The sequence below is a fragment of the Janthinobacterium sp. 17J80-10 genome, assembly GCF_004114795.1.
In the GTDB taxonomy this organism is placed as follows: Bacteria; Pseudomonadota; Gammaproteobacteria; order Burkholderiales; family Burkholderiaceae_D; genus Paucimonas.
Genome location: NZ_CP035311.1, coordinates 2,393,003 through 2,412,432, shown reverse-complemented (window position 1 = coordinate 2,412,432; position 19,430 = coordinate 2,393,003). Strand labels below are relative to the sequence as shown.

Below are 19,430 nucleotides of genomic sequence, written 5' to 3'. Positions count from 1 at the left end.
GCCATGGTCGCGGGCGAGACCTCCGGCGACTTGCTGGCCGGGCGCATGCTGTCGGGCCTGCGCCCGGCCTTGCCGGATGCCTACATCCACGGCATCGGCGGCAAGCACATGATGCAGCATGGGTTCGTTTCTGACTGGCCGATGGAAAAGCTGGCAGTGCGCGGCCTCTTCGAAGTCCTGGCGCACTACCGCGAGATCAAGGGAATCCAGAATGCCCTGCGCGACCGCCTGCTGGCGGAAAAGCCCGCGGTCTTCGTCGGCGTCGATGCGCCGGATTTCAATCTGGGCCTCGAGATGCAGCTGAAAGACGCCGGCATCCCCACTGTGCATTTTATCGGGCCGTCGATCTGGGCCTGGCGGGCGGGGCGCATCAAGAAGATCGCCCGCGCGGTCTCGCACATGCTGGTGGTGTTTCCCTTTGAAGAGGAAATCTATCGCAAGGCAGGCATTCCGGCGACCTATGTCGGCCATCCGATGGCGGAAGTGATCCCGCTGGTGCCCGATGTGGCGGCTGCGCGTGCCGCGCTGGGACTGGGCGGCGAGGCGCCTGTAGTGGCCATACTGCCAGGCAGCCGGATGTCAGAGCTGAAATACAATACCGTCGCCTTCATCGGCGCGGCAAAGCTGCTGTTGCAGCGCGAGCCCGGCATGCGCATCGTGGTGCCGATGGCAGGCGAAAAGCAGCGCCAGTATTTCCAGCAATTGCTTGCCGAGGCGGGCCTGCAGGATGTGCCGCTGACGCTCACCGAAGGACAATCGCATGTGGCCATCGCCGCCGCTGACGCGGTGCTGGTGGCCTCCGGCACGGCGACACTGGAAGTTGCCTTGTTCAAGAAGCCGATGGTGATTGGCTACAAGATGATGCGCGCGTCCTGGCATGTCCTGCGGCACATGGGTTACCAGCCCTGGATCGGCTTGCCAAATATCCTGGCGCAGGAATTCCTCGTGCCGGAATTGCTGCAGGATGCGGCAACGCCGGCATCTTTGGCCGATGCCCTGCTGGCGCAGCTCGATAACGCCGCTCACCGTGCCATGCTGCAGCAGCGCTTTACCGACATGCATCACGCCTTGCTGCGCAATACCGCGCGGGAGAGCGCCCAAGCGGTGCTGGACCTGATTGGCCGCACCTCGCCGATGACCGGCGTTGCGGGGACACGGGGATGAATCGGGCAGGCAAGCAAGCAGCAGAAGGCAGCCTGTCGCTGTTCGACTATGCGGGTGAAGTGATCTGCGGTGTCGACGAGGCCGGGCGCGGGCCGCTGGCAGGGCCGGTATTTGCGGCTGCGGTGATCCTCGATCCGCTGCGGCCGATTGCCGGCTTGCGCGATTCCAAGAAACTGAGCGAAGCCCGGCGTGACGCGCTGGCTGTCGAGATCAAGGCGTGCGCCTTGTCCTGGTCGGTTGCCCAGTGTTCGGAAGCCGAGATCGACGAATTGAATATACTGCAGGCCACCATGCTGGCCATGCGCCGCGCCGTGGAAGGCCTGCATCGGCAGCCGACCCTGGCGCTGATCGATGGTAACCGCTGCCCGGTGATGCCGGTACGCTCGGAAGCCATCGTCAAGGGCGATGACAAGGTGCAGGCGATCTCTGCCGCCTCGATCCTTGCCAAGACGGCGCGTGACGCGGCGCTGGCGGTCTTGCACAGTGAATTTCCCCAATACGCCTTCGACCAGCACAAGGGGTATCCGACCGCCTTGCACCTGGAGCGCCTGCGACTGCATGGCGTCTCGCCCGTGCATCGCAAGTCGTATGCGCCGGTGCGGGCCTTGCTGGGAGCGCAAGACCAATGAAAGAGATCAGCTCGCGCGACAATCCGCTCTACAAGGAATTGAAGCAGCTTGCCACCAGTTCGCAGGCGCGCCGCAAGGCGCAGCGCACCCTCCTCGATGGCGTGCACCTGTGCGAGACTTACCTGCAACTGGCGGGCGCACCGCTCATGTGCGTGGCCAGCGAATCGGCGCGCCAGCAGGGCGAAGCCGGCGCCATCGTGGCACAGTGCGAGGCGCGCCAGGTATCGTGCATCGTGCTTCCGGATGCGCTGTATAACGCCCTGAGCCAGGTCGAGCAGGGCGTCGGGATTCTTTTCGTGATCGCCACGCCCGACACGCCGGGAACGGCACAGCTGACGCAATCGGCGGTATTGCTCGACCGGTTGCAGGATCCGGGCAACCTCGGGTCGATCCTGCGCAGTGCCGCGGCAGCCGGCATCCGCCAGGTCTACTGCAGTCCCGGCACGGTGTTCTCGTGGTCGCCGAAGGTGCTGCGCGCAGGCATGGGCGCGCATTTTTTGCTCGAGATTGTCGAGAATGCCGACCTGCTGGCACTGGTGCGCAATGCCGCCGTGCCGGTGCTGGCTACCAGTTCGCATGCGACGCAAACCGTGTATGGCGCCGACCTCGCGCGCCCGGTCGCGTGGCTGTTTGGCCATGAAGGGCAGGGCGTGTCGGAAGCCTTGCTGGCGCACGCGACCCACCAGGTCGCCATTCCCCACCTTGGCGCGGTGGAATCGCTGAATGTCGCGGCCAGCGCCGCCGTCTGTTTTTTCGAACAGGTGCGGCAGGGCCTTAGCGCTGGCAACAAAGCCTAGTAGGCTTGCTTGTCGGGCCGGATTTCCTGCAGGATCATGGTGGCGATTTCCTCGATCGACTTGGCAGTCGACGACATCCAGCGGATGCCTTCCTTCTGCATCATCCTCTCCGCTTCGTTAATTTCATAGCGGCAATTCTCCAGCGAGGCATACTTGCTGCCTGGGCGGCGTTCATTGCGCACCTCCGACAGGCGGTCGGGTGCAATCGACAGGCCGAAAATCTTGGCCTTGTGCGGCAGCAATTCCGGCGGCAGCTTGCCGCGCTCGAAATCATCGGGAATCAGGGGGTAGTTGGCGGCCTTGACGCCGTATTGCATGGCCAGGTACAGGCTGGTCGGGGTCTTGCCCGAGCGGGAAACGCCCACCAGGATGATGTCGGCCGCTTCCAGGTTCAGGTTGGATTGGCCGTCATCATGTGCCAGCGAGAAATTGATGGCGTCGATGCGCCGGTTATATTCCACCGAGTCGGCAATGTTGTGGCTGCGGCCGATCGTGTGGCTGGCCGGCAGGCCGAGTTCCTGTTCCAGCGGCGCAATGAAGGTCTGGATCAGGTCCATCTGCATGCCTTGCGACTGCCGCACCACGGCGGCCAGTTCGGGCTTGACCAGGGTGGAAAAAACGATGGGCCGCTTGCCATCGGTGGCAAAGGCATTATTGATCTTTTGCACGGCTTCATGCGCCTTGTCGAGGCTGTCGATAAAGGGCAGGCGAATTTGCCGGAAGCGCAGGTTGAACTGGGTCAGGACGGAATGGCCAAAGGCTTCGGCGGTAATTCCGGTGCCATCGGAAATGTAAAATGCCGTACGGTCGGCGTTTGGAACAGGAACCACGGAAGCGTCAGGCATGGGGATCTCGGCGGCAAAAAAACCTCATTGTATAAAGCAAAATCACATTGCGCACTGTAAAATGCAGTTAAATGGTTTTATTGGCAGTTTTGGCAGTTGCGCACCACTTCGAAGAATAATAAAAATACCAGTGTGAGACTGCCGGCGTGAAGATTTCTTATCATCAAACTAGAGGTTGTTATGTCCAATGCAGTATCTACCGGAGCAGCTCACGCTCTGTCCGAAGGGGGCACGTACGTCGCGTCCTTTGAGCACTTGCGCATGACCGATGTGGAATCGGTCGGTGGCAAGAATGCTTCACTGGGAGAAATGATCAGCCAGCTGGCAGGCGCTGGTGTACGGGTGCCGGGTGGCTTTGCAACCACGGCGCTGGCTTTCCGCGACTTTCTCGATCATGCCCCCGATGGCGGCCAGACGCTGGGCGAGCGCATTGCCGCGCGCCTGGAAACACTGAACGTGGATGATGTGCGTGCCCTAGCCGAAGCGGGCAAGGAAATCCGTGAATGGATTGTCGAAACGCCATTCCAGCCTCGCCTGCAGAAAGAAATTTCCGAGTATTATCAGCAGCTTGTAGCTGATTCTTCAAGTGAAATGTCATTCGCGGTCCGTTCCTCCGCCACAGCGGAAGACTTGCCTGACGCCTCGTTTGCCGGTCAGCAGGAAACCTTCCTGAACGTGGTCGGCATCGACAACGTGCTCGAAGCGATCAAGCACGTATTTGCCTCGCTGTACAACGACCGCGCGATTTCCTATCGCGTGCACAAGGGTTTCACACATGCCGAAGTAGCCTTGTCGGCCGGCGTGCAGCGCATGGTGCGCTCGGACCTGGGTGCTGCCGGCGTGATGTTTACCATCGATACGGAATCCGGCTTCGAGGACGTGGTGTTCATCACGTCCAGCTATGGCCTGGGCGAGACGGTGGTGCAGGGCGCGGTCAATCCGGACGAATTCTACGTCCACAAGCCGATGCTGGCCGAGGGCAAGCTGCCCATCATCCGCCGCAATATCGGCTCCAAACTCATCAAGATGGAATTCACCGGCGAAGCCAAGGCCGGTCGTTCGGTCAAGACGGTCGATGTGCCGATCGAGCTGCGCAACCGCTATTCGCTGAACGACGCCGAAATCGTCGAACTGGCGAAATACGCCGTGATCATCGAGAAGCATTACGCCCGCCCGATGGATATCGAGTGGGGCAAGGATGGCCGCGACGGCAAGCTCTACATCCTGCAGGCCCGTCCGGAAACCGTGAAGTCGCAAGTCAAGGCAACTGACGTGCAGCAGCGTTTCAAGCTCAAGGGCAGCGGCACCGTGCTGACATCCGGTCGTGCGATTGGCCAGAAGATCGGCGCCGGTCCGGTGCGCGTGATCCGCGATCCGTCCGAAATGGAGCGCGTGCAGCCGGGCGACGTCCTGGTGGCCGACATGACCGACCCCAACTGGGAGCCGGTCATGAAGCGCGCCTCGGCAATCGTCACCAACCGCGGCGGCCGTACCTGCCACGCCGCCATCATCGCGCGTGAACTGGGTGTCCCGGCCGTGGTCGGCTGCGGCCATGCCACAGATGTGCTCAAGGATGGCACCCTGGTGACCGTGTCCTGCGCCGAAGGCGACGAAGGCAAGATCTATGACGGCTTGCTGGAAACCGAGATCAGCGAAGTGGTGCGCGGCGAATTGCCGGAAGTGCCAGTCAAGATCATGATGAACGTGGGTAACCCGCAACTGGCGTTCGACTTCCAGTCCACGCCGAATGGCGGCGTCGGTCTTGCGCGCCTGGAATTCATCATCAACAACAATATCGGCGTCCATCCGAAGGCAATCCTGGAATACCCGAACATCGACCCGGACCTCAAGAAGGCCGTGGAATCGGTGGCGCGCGGCCATGCTTCGCCCAAGGCGTTCTATGTCGACAAACTGGCCGAAGGCGTGGCCACCATTGCTGCCGCATTCTGGCCCAAGCCGGTGATCGTGCGCCTGTCGGACTTCAAGTCCAACGAATACAAGAAGCTGATCGGCGGTTCGCGCTACGAGCCGGACGAGGAAAACCCGATGCTGGGCTTCCGCGGCGCCGCGCGTTACGTCGCCGAAGATTTTGCCGAATGCTTCGAGATGGAATGCCTGGCAATGAAGCGGGTGCGCAACGACATGGGCCTGACCAATGTCGAGATCATGGTGCCCTTCGTGCGTACCGTGGGCCAGGCCAAGAAAGTGGTGGATTTGCTGGGCAAGAATGGCCTGAAGCGCGGCGAAAACGGCCTGCGCCTGATTATGATGTGCGAAGTGCCGTCCAACGCCATCCTGGCTGAACAATTCCTCGAGCATTTTGATGGCTTCTCGATCGGTTCCAACGACCTGACCCAACTGACGCTGGGCCTGGACCGCGATTCCGGCATGGAACTGCTGGCGGCGGACTTCGACGAGCGCGATCCGGCGGTGCTGGCGCTGGTATCGAAGGCGATTGCCGCCTGCCGCGCCCAGGGCAAGTACATTGGCATTTGCGGCCAGGGCCCTTCGGACCATCCTGATTTCGCCGAATGGCTGATGAAGGAAGGGATTTCCTCGATTTCCCTGAATCCCGACTCGGTGCTCGATACCTGGCAAAAGCTGGCAAAGGCCAAGTAAGCATTCTGGTCGTTGTGCAGAAAAACGCGAACCTTCGGGTTCGCGTTTTTCGTTGCGCCGAAGGAACAGGTGGTCGCGAAATTCTTTGACTGCCGGGGAATTTCCGTTAGACTCACCCCGTGCTCTAGAGCATAAAAAGTTGAAAGAAGTCGTACCCGCTTTATTTGAACCCTCGTTGCCTGTGGCCCCGGGGGTTTTGTTTTTGGTGCATACTGACAACTCAATAAGGAGGGGCGCGATGTCGGAGTGGGGAATGTGGCTGATGCTGGCGGGCAGTCTCGTGGTGCTCGAATTATTTACCGGCACCTTCTATTTGCTGATGGTCGCGCTGGGCCTAGTCGCGGGCGCATTGGTCGCGCTGTCGGGAGGCGCCATGTGGCTGCAATTCCTGGCCGCAGCCCTTGTCGGCGTCCTGGCGACGCTGTCGCTGCGGCGCAGCAAGTTTGGTAAATCCGCCCGGGTCGACGCCGCCCATGATCCGAATGTGAATCTCGATATCGGCCAGGCTGTGGCGGTTGCCGAATGGACCGATCATCCCGGTGTCCAGCCGGTCGCACGCGTCAACTATCGCGGCGCCATGTGGGATGTGGAACTGGCACCCGGCAATTTGCCACGGCCCGGTACTTTCGCGATCCTGGAAATCCGCGGCAGCCGCCTGATCGTCGGCGCGGCAGCGCAACAAGTATCAATCAACGCTTCATCCGACAATAACTAGGGAGGTAAGATGGATTTCAGCTTCGGCAGCGTATCGCTGGTCATATTCATCCTGGCAGTGGTCTTCGTCATCAAGACCATCCAGGTCGTGCCGCAGCAGCATGCCTGGGTAGTCGAGCGTCTTGGCAAGTATCACGCGACGCTGGGGCCGGGATTGAATATCGTGGTGCCCTTCATTGACCGCGTGGGTTACAAGCATATTCTGAAGGAAATTCCGCTGGACGTGCCACCGCAGGTTTGCATTACCAAGGACAACACCCAGCTGCAAGTGGACGGCATCCTGTACTTCCAGGTGACCGACCCCAAGCTGGCCTCCTATGGCTCGTCCAATTACGTTGCTGCCATCACGCAACTGGCGCAAACCACCTTGCGCTCAGTGATTGGCCGCATGGAGCTCGACAAGACTTTTGAAGAGCGCGACCACATCAATACAGCGGTGGTGTCGGCCATCGACGATTCGGCGGCCAACTGGGGCGTGAAGGTATTGCGCTACGAAATCAAGGACCTGACTCCGCCGAAGGAAATCCTGCACGCGATGCAGGCGCAGATCACGGCGGAACGCGAAAAGCGGGCCTTGATTGCGGCATCCGAAGGCCGCAAGCAGGAACAGATCAATATCGCGACCGGCGAACGTGAAGCGGCGATTGCCAGGTCAGAGGGCGAAAAGCAGGCATCGATCAACCGCGCTCAAGGCCAGGCAGCGGCCATCCTCGAAATTGCCGAGGCCAGCGCCGAAGCGATCCGCAAGACTGCGGCGGCCATCCAGTCGCCGGGCGGCGCCGATGCAGTCAACCTGAAGGTCGCGGAGCAATATGTGGGTGCCTTCGGCCAGCTGGCGCGCACCAACAATACGCTAATCGTGCCGGCCAACCTGGGCGACATGAGCAGCCTGATTGCCACGGCCATGCAGGTTGTGAAGACGCAACCGAAGTAGGAAATTGCGGCGAGGGCCGGGCGTTGCCTTGCACGTTGGGGGTGTCAGGGTCGCCGCGGGCCAGTTTGGCGCGGCTGTCCAGTAATTTTACCGGCGGTGCTGTTTCATGACGGACTGGATTTCGCGCTGCGTGTCGCGCTGCTTTTCGGTGTCACGCTTGTCGTGCTGTTTCTTGCCCTTGGCCAGGCCGACCTCGCACTTGATCCGCCCCTTGACGAAGTGCAGGTTGAGCGGCACCAGCGTGTAGCCGGCACGTTCCACCTTGCCGATCAATTTGTCGATTTCCTTGGCGTGCAGGAGCAGCTTGCGGGTACGTACCGCTTCCGGCGAAATATGGGTGGAGGCCGCGGCCAGCGGGCTGATATGGGCGCCAAACAGGAAAATTTCGCCATTGCGCACGATGACGTAGGCTTCCTTCAATTGCACGCGGCCCGCGCGAATTGCCTTGACTTCCCAACCTTGTAATACAATGCCCGCCTCGAAGCGCTCCTCGATGAAATAATCGAAAAAAGCTTTTTTATTGTCAACAATGGTCATGTGGGTGGCAAGCGGGCGCTATTATTAATTATGAGATTGGCGATTTTATCAAACGGTGCATAGTCAATGGCAGTAGTCCACAAATCCGTCCTGTTGCCATTTAGCGCAGAACAAATGTTCGCGCTGGTGAATGGCATCGAAGAATATCCGAAATTCCTCCCTTGGTGTGGCGGCACTGAAATTTTGCAACGGGAAGAACACAGGGTGGTGGCCAGCATCGCCATCAATTACCACGGCGTCAAGCATGCCTTCACCACCGAGAACGTCAACCAGCCTTTCTCGGCGATCAGAATGACGCTGGTGGAAGGGCCGTTCCGTCATCTCGACGGCAACTGGACCTTCAAGCCCTTGCGTGCCGATGCCTGCAAGGTTGAACTGGATCTGCATTATGAATTTGCCAGCAAGTTGCTGGACAAGGTGATCGGGCCGGTATTTCACATGATTGCGAACAACATGGTTGAGGCATTTTGCCAGCGCGCGGAGGCAGTGTATGTCTGATTGCGCCGGCAAGTTGCATGTACAGGTCTGCTATGCCAGGCCGGACGATATATTGCTTGAAGATGTCTGGGTGGCGCCAGGCACGACGCTGGAACAGGCGGTTCATGCCAGCACGCTGCTGGCGCGGGCGCCGGAAATCGACTTTATCTCCTGCAAGGTCGGGATCTACGGCAAGCCCAAGCCGCGCGATACGGTACTCCAGCAGCGTGATCGCATCGAGATCTATCGCCCCCTGGTGGCAGATCCAATGGAGGCACGGCGCCGGCGTGTCGCTAAAAAGGAAAAAGCCCGCTGAAGCGGGCTTTTTTCGAGTAGCTAATTGCCTTATTTGCAATCCGCCAGGATGCGCCCGGTTTCCTTCATTTCGCGCTCGCGCTGATCATCGCTCAAGTATTCCCGCTCGCCCTTGCTGTTGGTGGAAGCCATGCGCTGGCCGGATGCCAGGGTGGTCTGGTATTGACGGGCATTTTCACAGTTCTTCGACTTGTCGCTGGCGGCCTGCGCTTCAGTTGCAGCCTTCTTGTCTTTTTCGGCTTGCTCGGCGCGGCGCTTCATGTAGTCGGCATTGCGTTCCGCGGTAGTCAAGGGTGCTTTCGCAGCAGCGTCGCTGCCGGCTGCAGGTGCGGCTGTGCCGGCTGGAGCGGCCGTGTTCGCCGGACCGGAGGTGCCGGCGGCGCTGCCGGGATGTTTCAGGACCCTGGATTTCGGCACCGAGGCTGGTGGCGGCTGGTCGGAAAACTGTTTGACGCCGCGCTCATCGGTCCAGACATACTGGGCCCAGGCCGCAGAGGCAAAGCCCAGCAGAACAAGGCTGGCGACAAGCTTTTTTACCGGGATGAAATGCATGGGATTTCCTTGAGTGATCGATTCCCCGATTTCGCCATGCTTTATCCGGCATGTCAATCTTCGACCCTGCTATTTCCCCGGAATGCCGGGGGGAGTTGTGCGATAAAACGACGTATCTGAAATGTTTTCTGTATAATGCGACTTTGCGCCTATAGGAAATGCTATGCGTCTACTTCAAAAAGCACTCACCTTCGATGACGTGCTGCTCGTTCCGGCATATTCGGAAATTCTGCCGAAAGATACTTCCCTCACTACCCGCCTGACCCGCAATATCACGTTGCATATCCCGCTATTGTCTGCGGCGATGGATACCGTGACCGAGGCGCGCCTGGCGATTGCCATGGCCCAGGAAGGCGGCATCGGCATCATCCACAAGAACATGACGGCGCGCGAGCAGGCCCGTGAAGTTTCCAAGGTCAAGCGATTCGAGTCCGGCGTGGTGCGCGACCCGATCACGATCCCTCCCAACATGAAGATCCGCGACGTGATGGCCTTGTCGGAGCAGCACGGCATCAGCGGTTTTCCTGTGGTCGAGGGCAAGACGGTCGTGGGCATCATCACCAACCGCGACTTGCGTTTCGAGGAGGAGCTGGACGCGGAAGCCCATGCCAAAATGACGCCGCGCGAAAAACTGGTGTACGTCAAGGAAGGCGAAGACCTGTCCGAAGCCAAGCGCCTGATGAACAAGCATCGCCTTGAACGCGTATTGGTGATCAACGAGGCCTTCGAGCTGCGTGGCCTGATCACCGTGAAAGATATCCAGAAGGCGACCGAGCATCCCTTCGCCGCCAAGGACGAGCATGGCAAGTTGCGCGTGGGCGCCGCAGTTGGCGTCGGCGTCGACAATGAAGAGCGCATCGACCTGCTGGTGAAGGCCGGCGTGGATGTGCTGATCGTGGATACCGCGCACGGCCATTCCAAGGGCGTGCTGGATCGCGTCAAGTGGATCAAGACCCAATATCCCCAGGTGGATGTCATCGGCGGCAATATCGCTACCGCTGAAGCTGCACGCGCGCTGCTCGAGCATGGCGCCGACGGCGTCAAGGTTGGCATCGGCCCGGGATCGATTTGCACTACCCGTATCGTCGCGGGTGTCGGCGTACCGCAGATTTCCGCCATTTCGAATGTCGCCGGCGCCTTGAAGGGCACGGGCGTTCCCTGTATCGCCGACGGCGGCATCCGCTTTTCGGGCGACATCGCCAAGGCCCTGGCGGCCGGTGCCTCGACCGTCATGATGGGCAGCATGTTTGCCGGTACCGAAGAAGCGCCGGGCGAAGTCATCCTGTTCCAGGGCCGCAGCTACAAATCCTATCGCGGCATGGGCAGCCTGGGCGCGATGTCCGAGGGCTCGGCAGACCGCTATTTCCAGGATTCTTCCAAGAATACCGACAAGTATGTGCCGGAAGGTATCGAAGGCCGCGTCCCCTACAAGGGCAGCGTCCTGGGCATCCTTTACCAGCTGGTAGGCGGCGTGCGCTCGTCCATGGGGTATTGCGGTTGCGCCACCATCGACGAACTGCGCGAAAAGGCCGAGTTTGTCGAGATCACCGCGGCGGGCATGCGCGAGTCGCATGTGCACGACGTGCAGATCACCAAGGAAGCGCCAAACTACCGGGCCGACTGAACGCCTTGAGCGTTGCTTTGGACCAGGCCGCTGCCATGCCCTTAAACGCCGAGCGCCGCTCGCAGCCCATCACCGTGGCAGACAAACTGCCAGGAGAGGATGCTTGCGCCTGGCAGGAGCAGCTGGAGCAGCAGATGGCGCGCATACGTCGTATCGGCAGGCAGCTGTTCGGCGTGGCAGACTGCGTCATCCTGTTCAGGTGCCATGAGTGTGAATTTCCGGCGGCCACTGCGCGGCTGGGGGCAGGGGAGGCGTTTTGCGCCAGCCTGCCGTATCCCGAGGGGAGTGTCGCGGTGCCGGATCTGCGCCGCGACCTGCTGCTAAGTGAGCATGCCTCGGCTACCGCCACGCCCAGTGTGCGGTTTTATGCAGCACATCCCTTGCGCAACCCCGAGGGTACGATCATCGGCAGCATCAGCCTGGTGGATTACGCGCCGCGCGCTTTTGACGAGGGGGCCGGCAGGATGCTGGCTGACCTGGCGGCGCTGGTCGAACGCGAAATGCAGTTGCAATCGTTGAATGCCCAGCAGATTGCCCTGCAAAAGAAGAACAAGAGCCTGCGGCGTCGCACGCTGGTCGATCCGATGCTGAAGATTTGGAACCGCGGCGCGATCCTGCGCATCCTCGGCATCGAGGCGGACCGTTGCGACAAGCAGGGCTTGCCATTGGCGCTGATCGTGGTGGACCTGGATTTTTTCAAGAAGATCAACGACAGCCATGGCCACCCCGCCGGCGATGCCGTACTGATCAACGTTGCGGCGCGCCTGCGGTCCTGCCTTCGCCCGCAAGAGGCGCTGGGACGCTATGGCGGCGAGGAATTTCTCGTGGTGCTGCCTGGCGCCTGCCATGAAACTGCGCTGGCAATCGGGGAACGCATGCGCGAAGCCGTTGCGGCACAAGATGAAATCGTTGGCGGCGTGACGCTGCACCTGAGTATCAGCGCTGGCATTGCCAGTACTGTGCAATTTCCGTCGGCCAGCACGGACGAGCTGATCAGCCTGGCTGATACGGCGCTGTACGCGGCCAAGGATGCCGGCCGCAACCGGGTGATGCAGGCCCTGCCGGCACACGCCTGAACATTTTTTCAATTTTTGACTTCCCGGAAGACGTGCTTTTTATGCATTCGAAAATCCTTATCCTTGATTTCGGTTCCCAGGTGACCCAGCTGATCGCCCGCCGCGTGCGCGATGCCGGCGTGTTTTCCGAGGTTTATCCCTACGACATCGGCGACGATTTCATCCGCAACTATGGCGCCGCCGGCATCATTCTTTCGGGCGGTCCGAATTCCGTGATCGAAGGCGATACGCCGCGCGTGCACCAGGCCGTGTTTGAAGCCGGCGTGCCGGTGCTGGGCATCTGCTACGGCATGCAGGCCATGGCGGCGCAATTGGGCGGCAAGGTGGAAAATGGCAAGGTGCGCGAATTCGGCTATGCCGAGGTGCGCGCGCGCGGCCATACGGCGCTCCTGAACGGCATCAACGACTTTGTCACTGAAGAAGGCCACGGCATGCTGAAAGTCTGGATGAGCCATGGCGACAAGGTCATTGACCTGCCGCCCGGCTTCAAGCTGATGGCGTCCACCGACAATTGCCCGATTGCCGGCATGGCCGATGAGGATCGCAAATTCTACGCCGTGCAGTTCCATCCGGAAGTCACGCATACCCTGCAGGGCGAAGCCATGCTGGGCCGCTTCGTGCATGAAATCTGCGGCTGCAAGGCGGACTGGAACATGCCCGACTACATTTCCGAGGCTGTCGCGGCGATCCGCGCACAGGTTGGCAGCGATGAAGTCATCCTCGGTCTTTCCGGCGGCGTCGACAGCAGCGTCGCTGCAGCGCTGATCCACCGCGCCATCGGCGACCAGCTGACCTGCGTATTCGTCGACCACGGCCTGTTGCGCCTGGACGAGGGCAAGATGGTGATGGACATGTTCGGCAAGAACCTGGGCGTGAAAGTCTTGCACATCGATGCCACCGCCCAGTTCATGGGCCACCTGGCCGGCGTGACCGACCCGGAAGCCAAGCGCAAGATCATCGGCCGCGAATTCGTTGAAGTATTCCAGGTCGAGGCCGGCAAGCTGAAGAATGCCAAGTGGCTGGCGCAGGGCACCATCTACCCGGACGTGATCGAGTCCGCCGGCAAGGGCAAGAAGGGCCACACCATCAAGAGCCACCACAATGTCGGCGGCTTGCCCGAAACCCTGAACCTGAAACTGCTGGAACCCTTGCGCGAACTGTTCAAGGACGAGGTGCGCAAGCTCGGCGTGGCGCTCGGCTTGCCGCATGACATGGTGTATCGCCATCCATTCCCGGGCCCTGGCCTGGGCGTGCGCATCCTGGGCGAGGTGAAAAAGGAGTATGCCGACCTGCTGCGCCGGGCGGACGCGATCTTCATCGAGGAATTGCGCAAGACCGTGGATGAGGAAGGAAAGTCCTGGTACGACAAGACCAGCCAGGCGTTTGCCGTGTTCCTGCCGGTGAAGTCGGTCGGCGTCATGGGCGATGGCCGTACCTATGAATACGTGGTGGCGCTGCGCGCAGTGCAGACCCAGGATTTCATGACGGCGCACTGGGCGCACCTGCCGCACGACTTGCTGGGCCGGGTATCGAACCGCATCATCAATGAAGTGCGGGGATTGAACCGGGTTGTCTACGATATCTCGGGCAAGCCGCCCGCGACCATCGAGTGGGAATGACGGTAGCAGCGTGACTTACAGCGTCAAGGAAATTTTCTATACCCTGCAGGGCGAGGGGACGCATGCCGGACGGCCGGCGGTGTTTTGCCGTTTTTCCGGCTGCAACCTCTGGTCCGGGCGCGAAAGCGACCGCGCCAGCGCCATTTGCAAATTTTGCGATACCGACTTTGTTGGCACTGATGGCGAACGCGGAGGAAAGTTTGCCGATGCGGCAGCGCTGGCAAGCCTCATCGACAGTTTGTGGCCAAGTACCTATGCCGCCAGCAAGTACGCGGTCTTCACTGGCGGCGAACCCTTGCTGCAACTGGATGCCGCGCTGATCGAGGCGATGCATGCGGCGGGCTTCGAGATCGCCATCGAGACCAACGGCACGCTGCCGGTGCCGGCCGGCGTGGACTGGGTTTGCGTCAGCCCCAAGATCGGATCGGATCTGGTGGTGCGCAAGGGCAATGAATTGAAAGTGGTGATCCCGCAGGCTGGGCAATCACTGCAGGCGTATGAATCGCTGGATTTCCAGCATTTTTACGTCCAGCCGATGGCGGGGCCGCAGCAGGAGGACAACACGCGCCTGGCGATCGATACCTGCAAACGCAATCCCCGCTGGAAACTCAGCCTGCAAACCCATAAACTGCTGCAAATACCCTGAACAAGATTTTTTCATGCTAACCATTACCCGCAAGCTCGAATTCGATGCCGGACACCGGATTCCCGATCATAAAAGCCAGTGCCGCAACCTGCATGGCCATCGCTATACCCTGGAAATCACCCTGGTGGGCGCGGTGATCGAGGAAGAGGGGAGTTCCGACCGCGGCATGATCATGGATTTTTCGGATGTGAAGGCGCTGGCCAAGCAGTATCTGGTTGATGTCTGGGACCATGCCTTCCTGGTCTATGCCAAGGATGAAAAAGTGCGCGAATTCCTGCAATCGCTGCCGGGCCACAAGACGGTCGTCATCGACAGCATTCCAACCGTCGAAAACCTGGCGCAAACGGCGTTCAATATCCTCAAGGCCGCTTACCAGGACCGTTATGGCACCGGCCTGCGCCTGCACAAGCTGGTCTTGCATGAAACGCCCAACTGCTGGGCCGAGATCACCGAATAAGCCATGCGCGACCTGATTTACATGCGCCAGGCGCTCGACCAGGCCCATAATGCCTGGGCACTGGGCGAGGTACCGGTCGGCGCGGTGGTGGTGCATGAGGAACGGGTGATTGCCACCGGCTTCAACCAGCCCATCGGCACCCATGACCCGACCGCGCACGCGGAAATCATGGCGCTGCGCGCGGCGGCAGCCATCCTGGGCAACTACCGCCTGCCGGGCTGCGAGCTGTTCGTCACCCTCGAACCCTGTGCCATGTGCGCGGGCGCCATGATGCATGCGCGCCTGGCGCGCGTGGTGTTCGGTGCAAGCGATCCGAAGACGGGCACCTGCGGCTCCATCGTCAACCTGTTCGAGCAGGAAAAGCTGAATCACCATACCGAACTGAGCGGCGGCGTATTGGCAGCCGAATGCGGCCAGTTGCTGAAGGATTTCTTTGCAGAACGGCGCGTAGTTCAGCAAAAGCAGCAAAAGGCGGCGTTGCTTGGCGGAGATTGAATGAGCCATTCCGCGTTCACCATTCCCGAAAATCTCGGCATCGCCATCGTGGCGCCCGGGGGCTATCCACCCGACGAGGCGGCGCTGGAGCGCGCCATTGCGCTGCTGGCGCAGCAGGGCTGCGTGGTTCACAATTACTATAGCCCGGAAGATAAATACCAGCGATTCGGCGGCACGGATAATGCGCGCGCGGCGCAATTGCATGCGGCGGTGGACGATCCGGATGTGCAAATCGTAATGGCCTTGCGCGGTGGCTATGGCATGTCGCGCATCCTGCCGATGCTCGATCTGGCCGGCCTTGCTGCCAGCGGCAAGCTGTTCGTAGGCTACAGCGATTTCACGGCCCTGCATCTGGCATTGCTGGCGGCAACAGGCGCCGCCAGTTTTGCCGGGCCGATGGCGTGCAGCGACTTCGGTCTCCAGGCACCCAGCGACTTTACGCAATCCCATTTCTGGCAATGCCTGACGGGTGCGACGCACACGGTCACGGTGGCCACGCCCAACAATCCCGCGATCGAAGTCGAAGGCACCTTGTGGGGGGGCAATCTGGCAATGCTGACGCACTTGCTTGGCACGCCTTATTTCCCGCAGGTGGACGGCGGCATCCTGTTCGTCGAGGATGTCAATGAACATCCCTACCGGGTCGAGCGCATGCTGCTGCAACTGCTGCATGCCGGCGTGCTCGCGCGCCAACGGGCAATTTTGCTGGGGGATTTTTCCAGCTACCGCCTGAGCGCGTACGATAATGGCTATGATTTTAATGCCATGCTGCAGTACATCCGTGCACGCGTCGCAACGCCTGTGCTGACTGGCTTGCCATTTGGGCATATCACTGACAAAGTGACCTTGCCGGTAGGCGGGCAGTGCCGGTTGATTTCCCAAAAAAATACATTTCAGCTCACCTTGACGGGCTATCCAGTTCTGGCATCCTAGTTCCTGCACCACCTGCTATTCAACGCGGACGAAAGGGGCTGCTTTGAAAAAGTACCGGACGGGACTGAACAAACCACCGCTGCCGGGCCAGGTCGTGCTGGTGTTGCAAGGCGGCGGCGCGCTGGGTGCGTATCACGCGGGTGTCTACCAGGCTTTGCATGAATCCGGCATCGAGCCGGACTGGCTGGTTGGTACGTCGATCGGTGCAATTAATTCAGCGCTCATTGCAGGCAACCCGCCGGAACTGCGGCTCCAGCGCCTGCGTGAATTCTGGCAGGGCATTGAACAAAAAGCCTTTGGCAACGTGCTGTATGGCTTTCCCGGAGGCGGCAATGCAATGGCGAACTGGATGACCATTGCGGCAGGGATTCCGGGATTTTTCACGCCCAATCCTGTTGCCTGGCTCAATCAGTACGCCGCCATCGGCGTTGCAAACGCCGCTTATTATTCGACAGAACCATTGCGCAGCTCGCTGGAAAACCTTATCGATTTCCAGCGACTCAATAGCGGCAAGACACGCATTTGCCTTGGTGCTGTCAAAGTCAGTAATGGCGAGATGCGCTATTTCGATAGCCGAGAAGAAACCATTACGATTGAACACATTCTGGCATCCAGCGCCTATCCGCCGGCCTTTCCGGCAGTTCAGATCAATGGCGATGCCTATTGGGATGGCGGCATTTACTCCAATACGCCAATTGAGGCAGTACTGGATGACAACCCCCGGCGCGATTCACTCATCTTTGCCGTCGACGTCTGGAATCCCGGTGGCGCTGAGCCGCAATCCTTATGGCAAGTCGCCGGCAGGGAAAAAGAAATCCTGTATGCCAGCCGCGCCAAGAGCCATATCGCCCGCCAGAAGCAAATTCATCATCTACGGCATGTCATCCGCGAGCTTGCCAGGGCCATACCGGCAAAAAGCCGCAATACAGCCAGGATCAGGGAGTTGGCTGCCTGGGGATGCCATACCGTCATGCACGTAGTACGGCTTGTCGCTTCCGGAATCGACAGCGAAGACGAGATGAAGGATATCGACTTTACGCCAGGGCGATTGCGCGAGCGCTGGCAAGCCGGCTGTGCCGACACCGCGCACATCCTCAATCTGGCGCCATGGACATTGCCTGCCGATCCAGTCGATGGTGTCGTGATCCACGATGCAAGCGTCGGGGCTGGAACGGCGCTGGCGTCAGGCATCGATGGATTTTCCGGCAAGACCCGATAGCCTGTAACACGGCGGCAGGGACTCTGCTGCGGCATCCTTTATGCGCACCTGCCACAATGGTAAAATGGCGGGTTAATCTACTTGTTTTAAAAGGCTTTTCTGTGCTCTCTACCGCCAATATCACAATGCAGTTCGGCCCCAAGCCGCTGTTTGAAAACATTTCTGTCAAGTTCGGGGATGGTAATCGTTACGGCTTGATCGGCGCCAACGGTTGTGGCAAGTCCACCTTCATGAAAATTTTGGGCGGCGATCTCGAGCAGTCTGCCGGCACCGTCATGCTGGATACCAACGAGCGCCTGGGCAAGCTGCGCCAGGACCAGTTCGCCTATGAAGAAATGCGGGTACTGGACGTGGTGATGATGGGCCACACGGAAATGTGGGCGGCGATGAGCGAACGCGATGCGATCTACGCCAACCCCGAGGCCACCGACGACGATTACATGAAGGCGGCCGACCTCGAAGCCAAGTTTGCGGAATACGATGGCTATACGGCCGAAGCGCGCGCCGGTGAATTGCTGATGGGCGCGGGCGTGCCGATCGAACAGCACCAGGGGCCGATGAGCAATGTGGCGCCAGGCTGGAAGTTGCGCGTGCTGCTGGCGCAGGCGCTGTTTTCCAATCCGGACATCCTGCTGCTGGACGAGCCGACCAACAACCTGGACATCAATACCATCCGCTGGCTGGAAGATGTGCTTAATCAGCGCAACTCGACCATGATCATCATTTCCCATGATCGTCACTTCCTGAATCAGGTCTGCACCCACATGGCCGACATGGATTACGGCACGCTGAAGGTCTACCCCGGCAATTACGATGATTACATGCTGGCGTCGTCGCAGGCGCGCGCGCAGCAACTGGCCAACAATGCCAAGGCCAAGGACAAGGTCGCCGAGTTGCAGGACTTCGTGCGCCGTTTCTCGGCCAACAAGTCCAAGGCGCGCCAGGCGACTTCGCGCGCCAAGCAGATCGACAAGATCAAGGTGGAAGATATCAAGCCTTCCAGCCGCGCCAACCCCTTCATCCGCTTTGAAGGTGAAAAGAAATTGCATCGCCTGGCCGTGGAAACCGAAGGCTTGTCGAAAGCCTATGATCGTCAGCTGTTCAAGAATTTCAGCATCATGGTGGAAGCCGGGGAAAAGATTGCCATCATTGGCGCCAACGGGGCCGGTAAAACCACCTTGCTGCGTTGTATCGGTGGCGATGAAATCTGCGGTTTGCACGCCGACCGCGGGAGTGTGAAGTGGGCTGAAAATGCCAATGTGGGTTACATGCCGCAAGATCCGACCGAGGAGTTTGCCAACGGAAAAATCTTGGCGGACTGGATGGGCCAGTGGACCCAGGAAGGCGACGATGACCAGGCCGTGCGTTCCATCCTCGGGCGCCTGCTGTTTGGCGGTGATGATGTGAAAAAGTCGGTCAAGGTGTTGTCCGGCGGCGAGAAGGGACGCATGATGTACGGCAAGCTGATGCTCGGCCGTCACAATGTCATGTTGCTGGACGAACCGACCAACCACATGGACATGGAATCGATCGAGTCGCTTAACATTGCCCTGGAAAAATATGCCGGCACGCTGATCTTCGTGTCGCATGACCGCGAATTCGTTTCGTCGCTGGCCACGCGCATCCTGGAAATCAAGGAAGACGGCATTGTCGACTTCCAGGGCGGTTATGAAGATTACCTGTCCAGCCAGGGCATCGCTTAAGCATGGCGCTGGATCATAAAAAACGCAGCCTGCCCGGGCTGCGTTTTTTTTTGCTGCTCTGAAGCCATCTGCATC

General features: G+C 60.0%; 20 protein-coding genes. 17 read left to right on the top strand and 3 right to left on the bottom strand.

Annotation, left to right across the window (positions count from 1 at the left end; all coding sequences use genetic code 11):
- The first annotated feature begins 3 nt into the window (after positions 1–3).
- The 3 genes from lpxB to EKL02_RS10730 are packed head-to-tail and all read left to right on the top strand — an operon-like array spanning position 4 to position 2,590.
- The gene (lpxB, locus tag EKL02_RS10740; protein ID WP_128903473.1) at positions 4–1,164 is read left to right on the top strand and encodes a lipid-A-disaccharide synthase; all 1,161 of its coding nucleotides are present in this window, start codon (positions 4–6) and stop codon (positions 1,162–1,164) included.
- Positions 1,161–1,793 carry a ribonuclease HII gene (gene rnhB / locus EKL02_RS10735; RefSeq protein ID WP_128902042.1) on the top strand — a complete coding sequence of 211 codons (633 nt, stop codon included), beginning with the start codon at positions 1,161–1,163 and terminating at the stop codon, positions 1,791–1,793. The genes lpxB and rnhB overlap by 4 nt, the downstream gene beginning before the upstream one ends.
- Positions 1,790–2,590, top strand: coding sequence for an RNA methyltransferase (locus tag EKL02_RS10730; RefSeq protein WP_128902041.1), 801 nt, complete (start codon positions 1,790–1,792; stop codon positions 2,588–2,590). The genes rnhB and EKL02_RS10730 overlap by 4 nt, the downstream gene beginning before the upstream one ends.
- Here the strand turns inward: EKL02_RS10730 and EKL02_RS10725 are convergent.
- Positions 2,587–3,435, bottom strand: coding sequence for a pyruvate, water dikinase regulatory protein (locus EKL02_RS10725; RefSeq protein ID WP_128902040.1), 849 nt, complete (start codon positions 3,433–3,435; stop codon positions 2,587–2,589). The genes EKL02_RS10730 and EKL02_RS10725 overlap by 4 nt on opposite strands.
- Positions 3,436–3,696: 261 nt before the next feature.
- On the opposite strand from EKL02_RS10725, the gene ppsA reads away from it, so the two are divergent.
- The 3 genes from ppsA (at position 3,697) to EKL02_RS10710 (ending at position 7,702) form a co-directional block, all read left to right on the top strand.
- Positions 3,697–6,054, top strand: coding sequence for a phosphoenolpyruvate synthase (gene ppsA / locus EKL02_RS10720; RefSeq protein ID WP_241687866.1), 2,358 nt, complete (start codon positions 3,697–3,699; stop codon positions 6,052–6,054).
- Positions 6,055–6,292: 238 nt separating this feature from the next.
- Complete coding sequence (locus EKL02_RS10715; RefSeq protein ID WP_128902038.1) at positions 6,293–6,769, top strand: NfeD family protein; 477 nt, start codon at positions 6,293–6,295, stop codon at positions 6,767–6,769.
- Between the two features lie 9 nt (positions 6,770–6,778).
- Positions 6,779–7,702 carry a stomatin-like protein gene (locus tag EKL02_RS10710; protein WP_128902037.1) on the top strand — a complete coding sequence of 308 codons (924 nt, stop codon included), beginning with the start codon at positions 6,779–6,781 and terminating at the stop codon, positions 7,700–7,702.
- Positions 7,703–7,789: 87 nt separating this feature from the next.
- Here the strand turns inward: EKL02_RS10710 and smpB are convergent, their stop codons facing one another.
- Positions 7,790–8,239: an SsrA-binding protein SmpB gene (gene smpB, locus EKL02_RS10705; protein WP_128902036.1), complete on the bottom strand. Its 450-nt coding sequence runs from the start codon at positions 8,237–8,239 to the stop codon at positions 7,790–7,792.
- Between the two features lie 66 nt (positions 8,240–8,305).
- Between smpB and EKL02_RS10700 the strand changes: the two genes are divergently transcribed.
- Together EKL02_RS10700 and EKL02_RS10695 are read left to right on the top strand one after the other, a co-directional pair.
- Positions 8,306–8,737, top strand: a complete 432-nt coding sequence (locus EKL02_RS10700) for a type II toxin-antitoxin system RatA family toxin (RefSeq protein WP_128902035.1) — start codon at positions 8,306–8,308, stop codon at positions 8,735–8,737.
- Positions 8,730–9,032, top strand: a complete 303-nt coding sequence (locus EKL02_RS10695; RefSeq protein WP_128902034.1) for an RnfH family protein — start codon at positions 8,730–8,732, stop codon at positions 9,030–9,032. The genes EKL02_RS10700 and EKL02_RS10695 overlap by 8 nt, the downstream gene beginning before the upstream one ends.
- Positions 9,033–9,061: 29 nt before the next feature.
- On the opposite strand, the gene EKL02_RS10690 is transcribed toward EKL02_RS10695, so the two are convergent.
- Complete coding sequence (locus EKL02_RS10690) at positions 9,062–9,583, bottom strand: DUF4124 domain-containing protein (RefSeq protein WP_128902033.1); 522 nt, start codon at positions 9,581–9,583, stop codon at positions 9,062–9,064.
- Between the two features lie 163 nt (positions 9,584–9,746).
- Here EKL02_RS10690 and guaB point away from each other — a divergent pair, with 163 nt between their 5' ends.
- The 9 genes from guaB (at position 9,747) to EKL02_RS10645 (ending at position 19,355) form a co-directional block, all read left to right on the top strand.
- Positions 9,747–11,207 carry an IMP dehydrogenase gene (gene guaB, locus EKL02_RS10685; protein WP_128902032.1) on the top strand — a complete coding sequence of 487 codons (1,461 nt, stop codon included), beginning with the start codon at positions 9,747–9,749 and terminating at the stop codon, positions 11,205–11,207.
- 5 nt (positions 11,208–11,212) lie between these two features.
- Positions 11,213–12,283 (top strand): sensor domain-containing diguanylate cyclase, encoded by a 1,071-nt coding sequence (locus EKL02_RS10680; RefSeq protein WP_128902031.1) that lies wholly within the window; start codon positions 11,213–11,215, stop codon positions 12,281–12,283.
- A 41-nt stretch (positions 12,284–12,324) separates the two neighbouring features.
- The gene (gene guaA / locus EKL02_RS10675; RefSeq protein ID WP_128902030.1) at positions 12,325–13,902 is read left to right on the top strand and encodes a glutamine-hydrolyzing GMP synthase; all 1,578 of its coding nucleotides are present in this window, start codon (positions 12,325–12,327) and stop codon (positions 13,900–13,902) included.
- 10 nt (positions 13,903–13,912) lie between these two features.
- Positions 13,913–14,548, top strand: coding sequence for a 7-carboxy-7-deazaguanine synthase (gene queE / locus EKL02_RS10670; RefSeq protein WP_128902029.1), 636 nt, complete (start codon positions 13,913–13,915; stop codon positions 14,546–14,548).
- Positions 14,549–14,561: 13 nt separating this feature from the next.
- Complete coding sequence (gene queD, locus EKL02_RS10665; RefSeq protein WP_128902028.1) at positions 14,562–15,005, top strand: 6-carboxytetrahydropterin synthase QueD; 444 nt, start codon at positions 14,562–14,564, stop codon at positions 15,003–15,005.
- 3 nt (positions 15,006–15,008) lie between these two features.
- On the top strand, positions 15,009–15,500 hold the full coding sequence (gene tadA / locus EKL02_RS10660) for a tRNA adenosine(34) deaminase TadA (protein WP_128902027.1): 492 nt from the start codon (positions 15,009–15,011) through the stop codon (positions 15,498–15,500).
- The gene (gene ldcA / locus EKL02_RS10655; RefSeq protein ID WP_128902026.1) at positions 15,501–16,433 is read left to right on the top strand and encodes a muramoyltetrapeptide carboxypeptidase; all 933 of its coding nucleotides are present in this window, start codon (positions 15,501–15,503) and stop codon (positions 16,431–16,433) included. It begins immediately after the preceding gene.
- A gap of 43 nt (positions 16,434–16,476) precedes the next feature.
- Positions 16,477–17,652 carry a patatin-like phospholipase family protein gene (locus tag EKL02_RS10650; protein WP_241687691.1) on the top strand — a complete coding sequence of 392 codons (1,176 nt, stop codon included), beginning with the start codon at positions 16,477–16,479 and terminating at the stop codon, positions 17,650–17,652.
- A gap of 125 nt (positions 17,653–17,777) precedes the next feature.
- Positions 17,778–19,355, top strand: a complete 1,578-nt coding sequence (locus tag EKL02_RS10645) for an ABC-F family ATPase (protein WP_241687690.1) — start codon at positions 17,778–17,780, stop codon at positions 19,353–19,355.
- Positions 19,356–19,430: the final 75 nt, after the last annotated feature.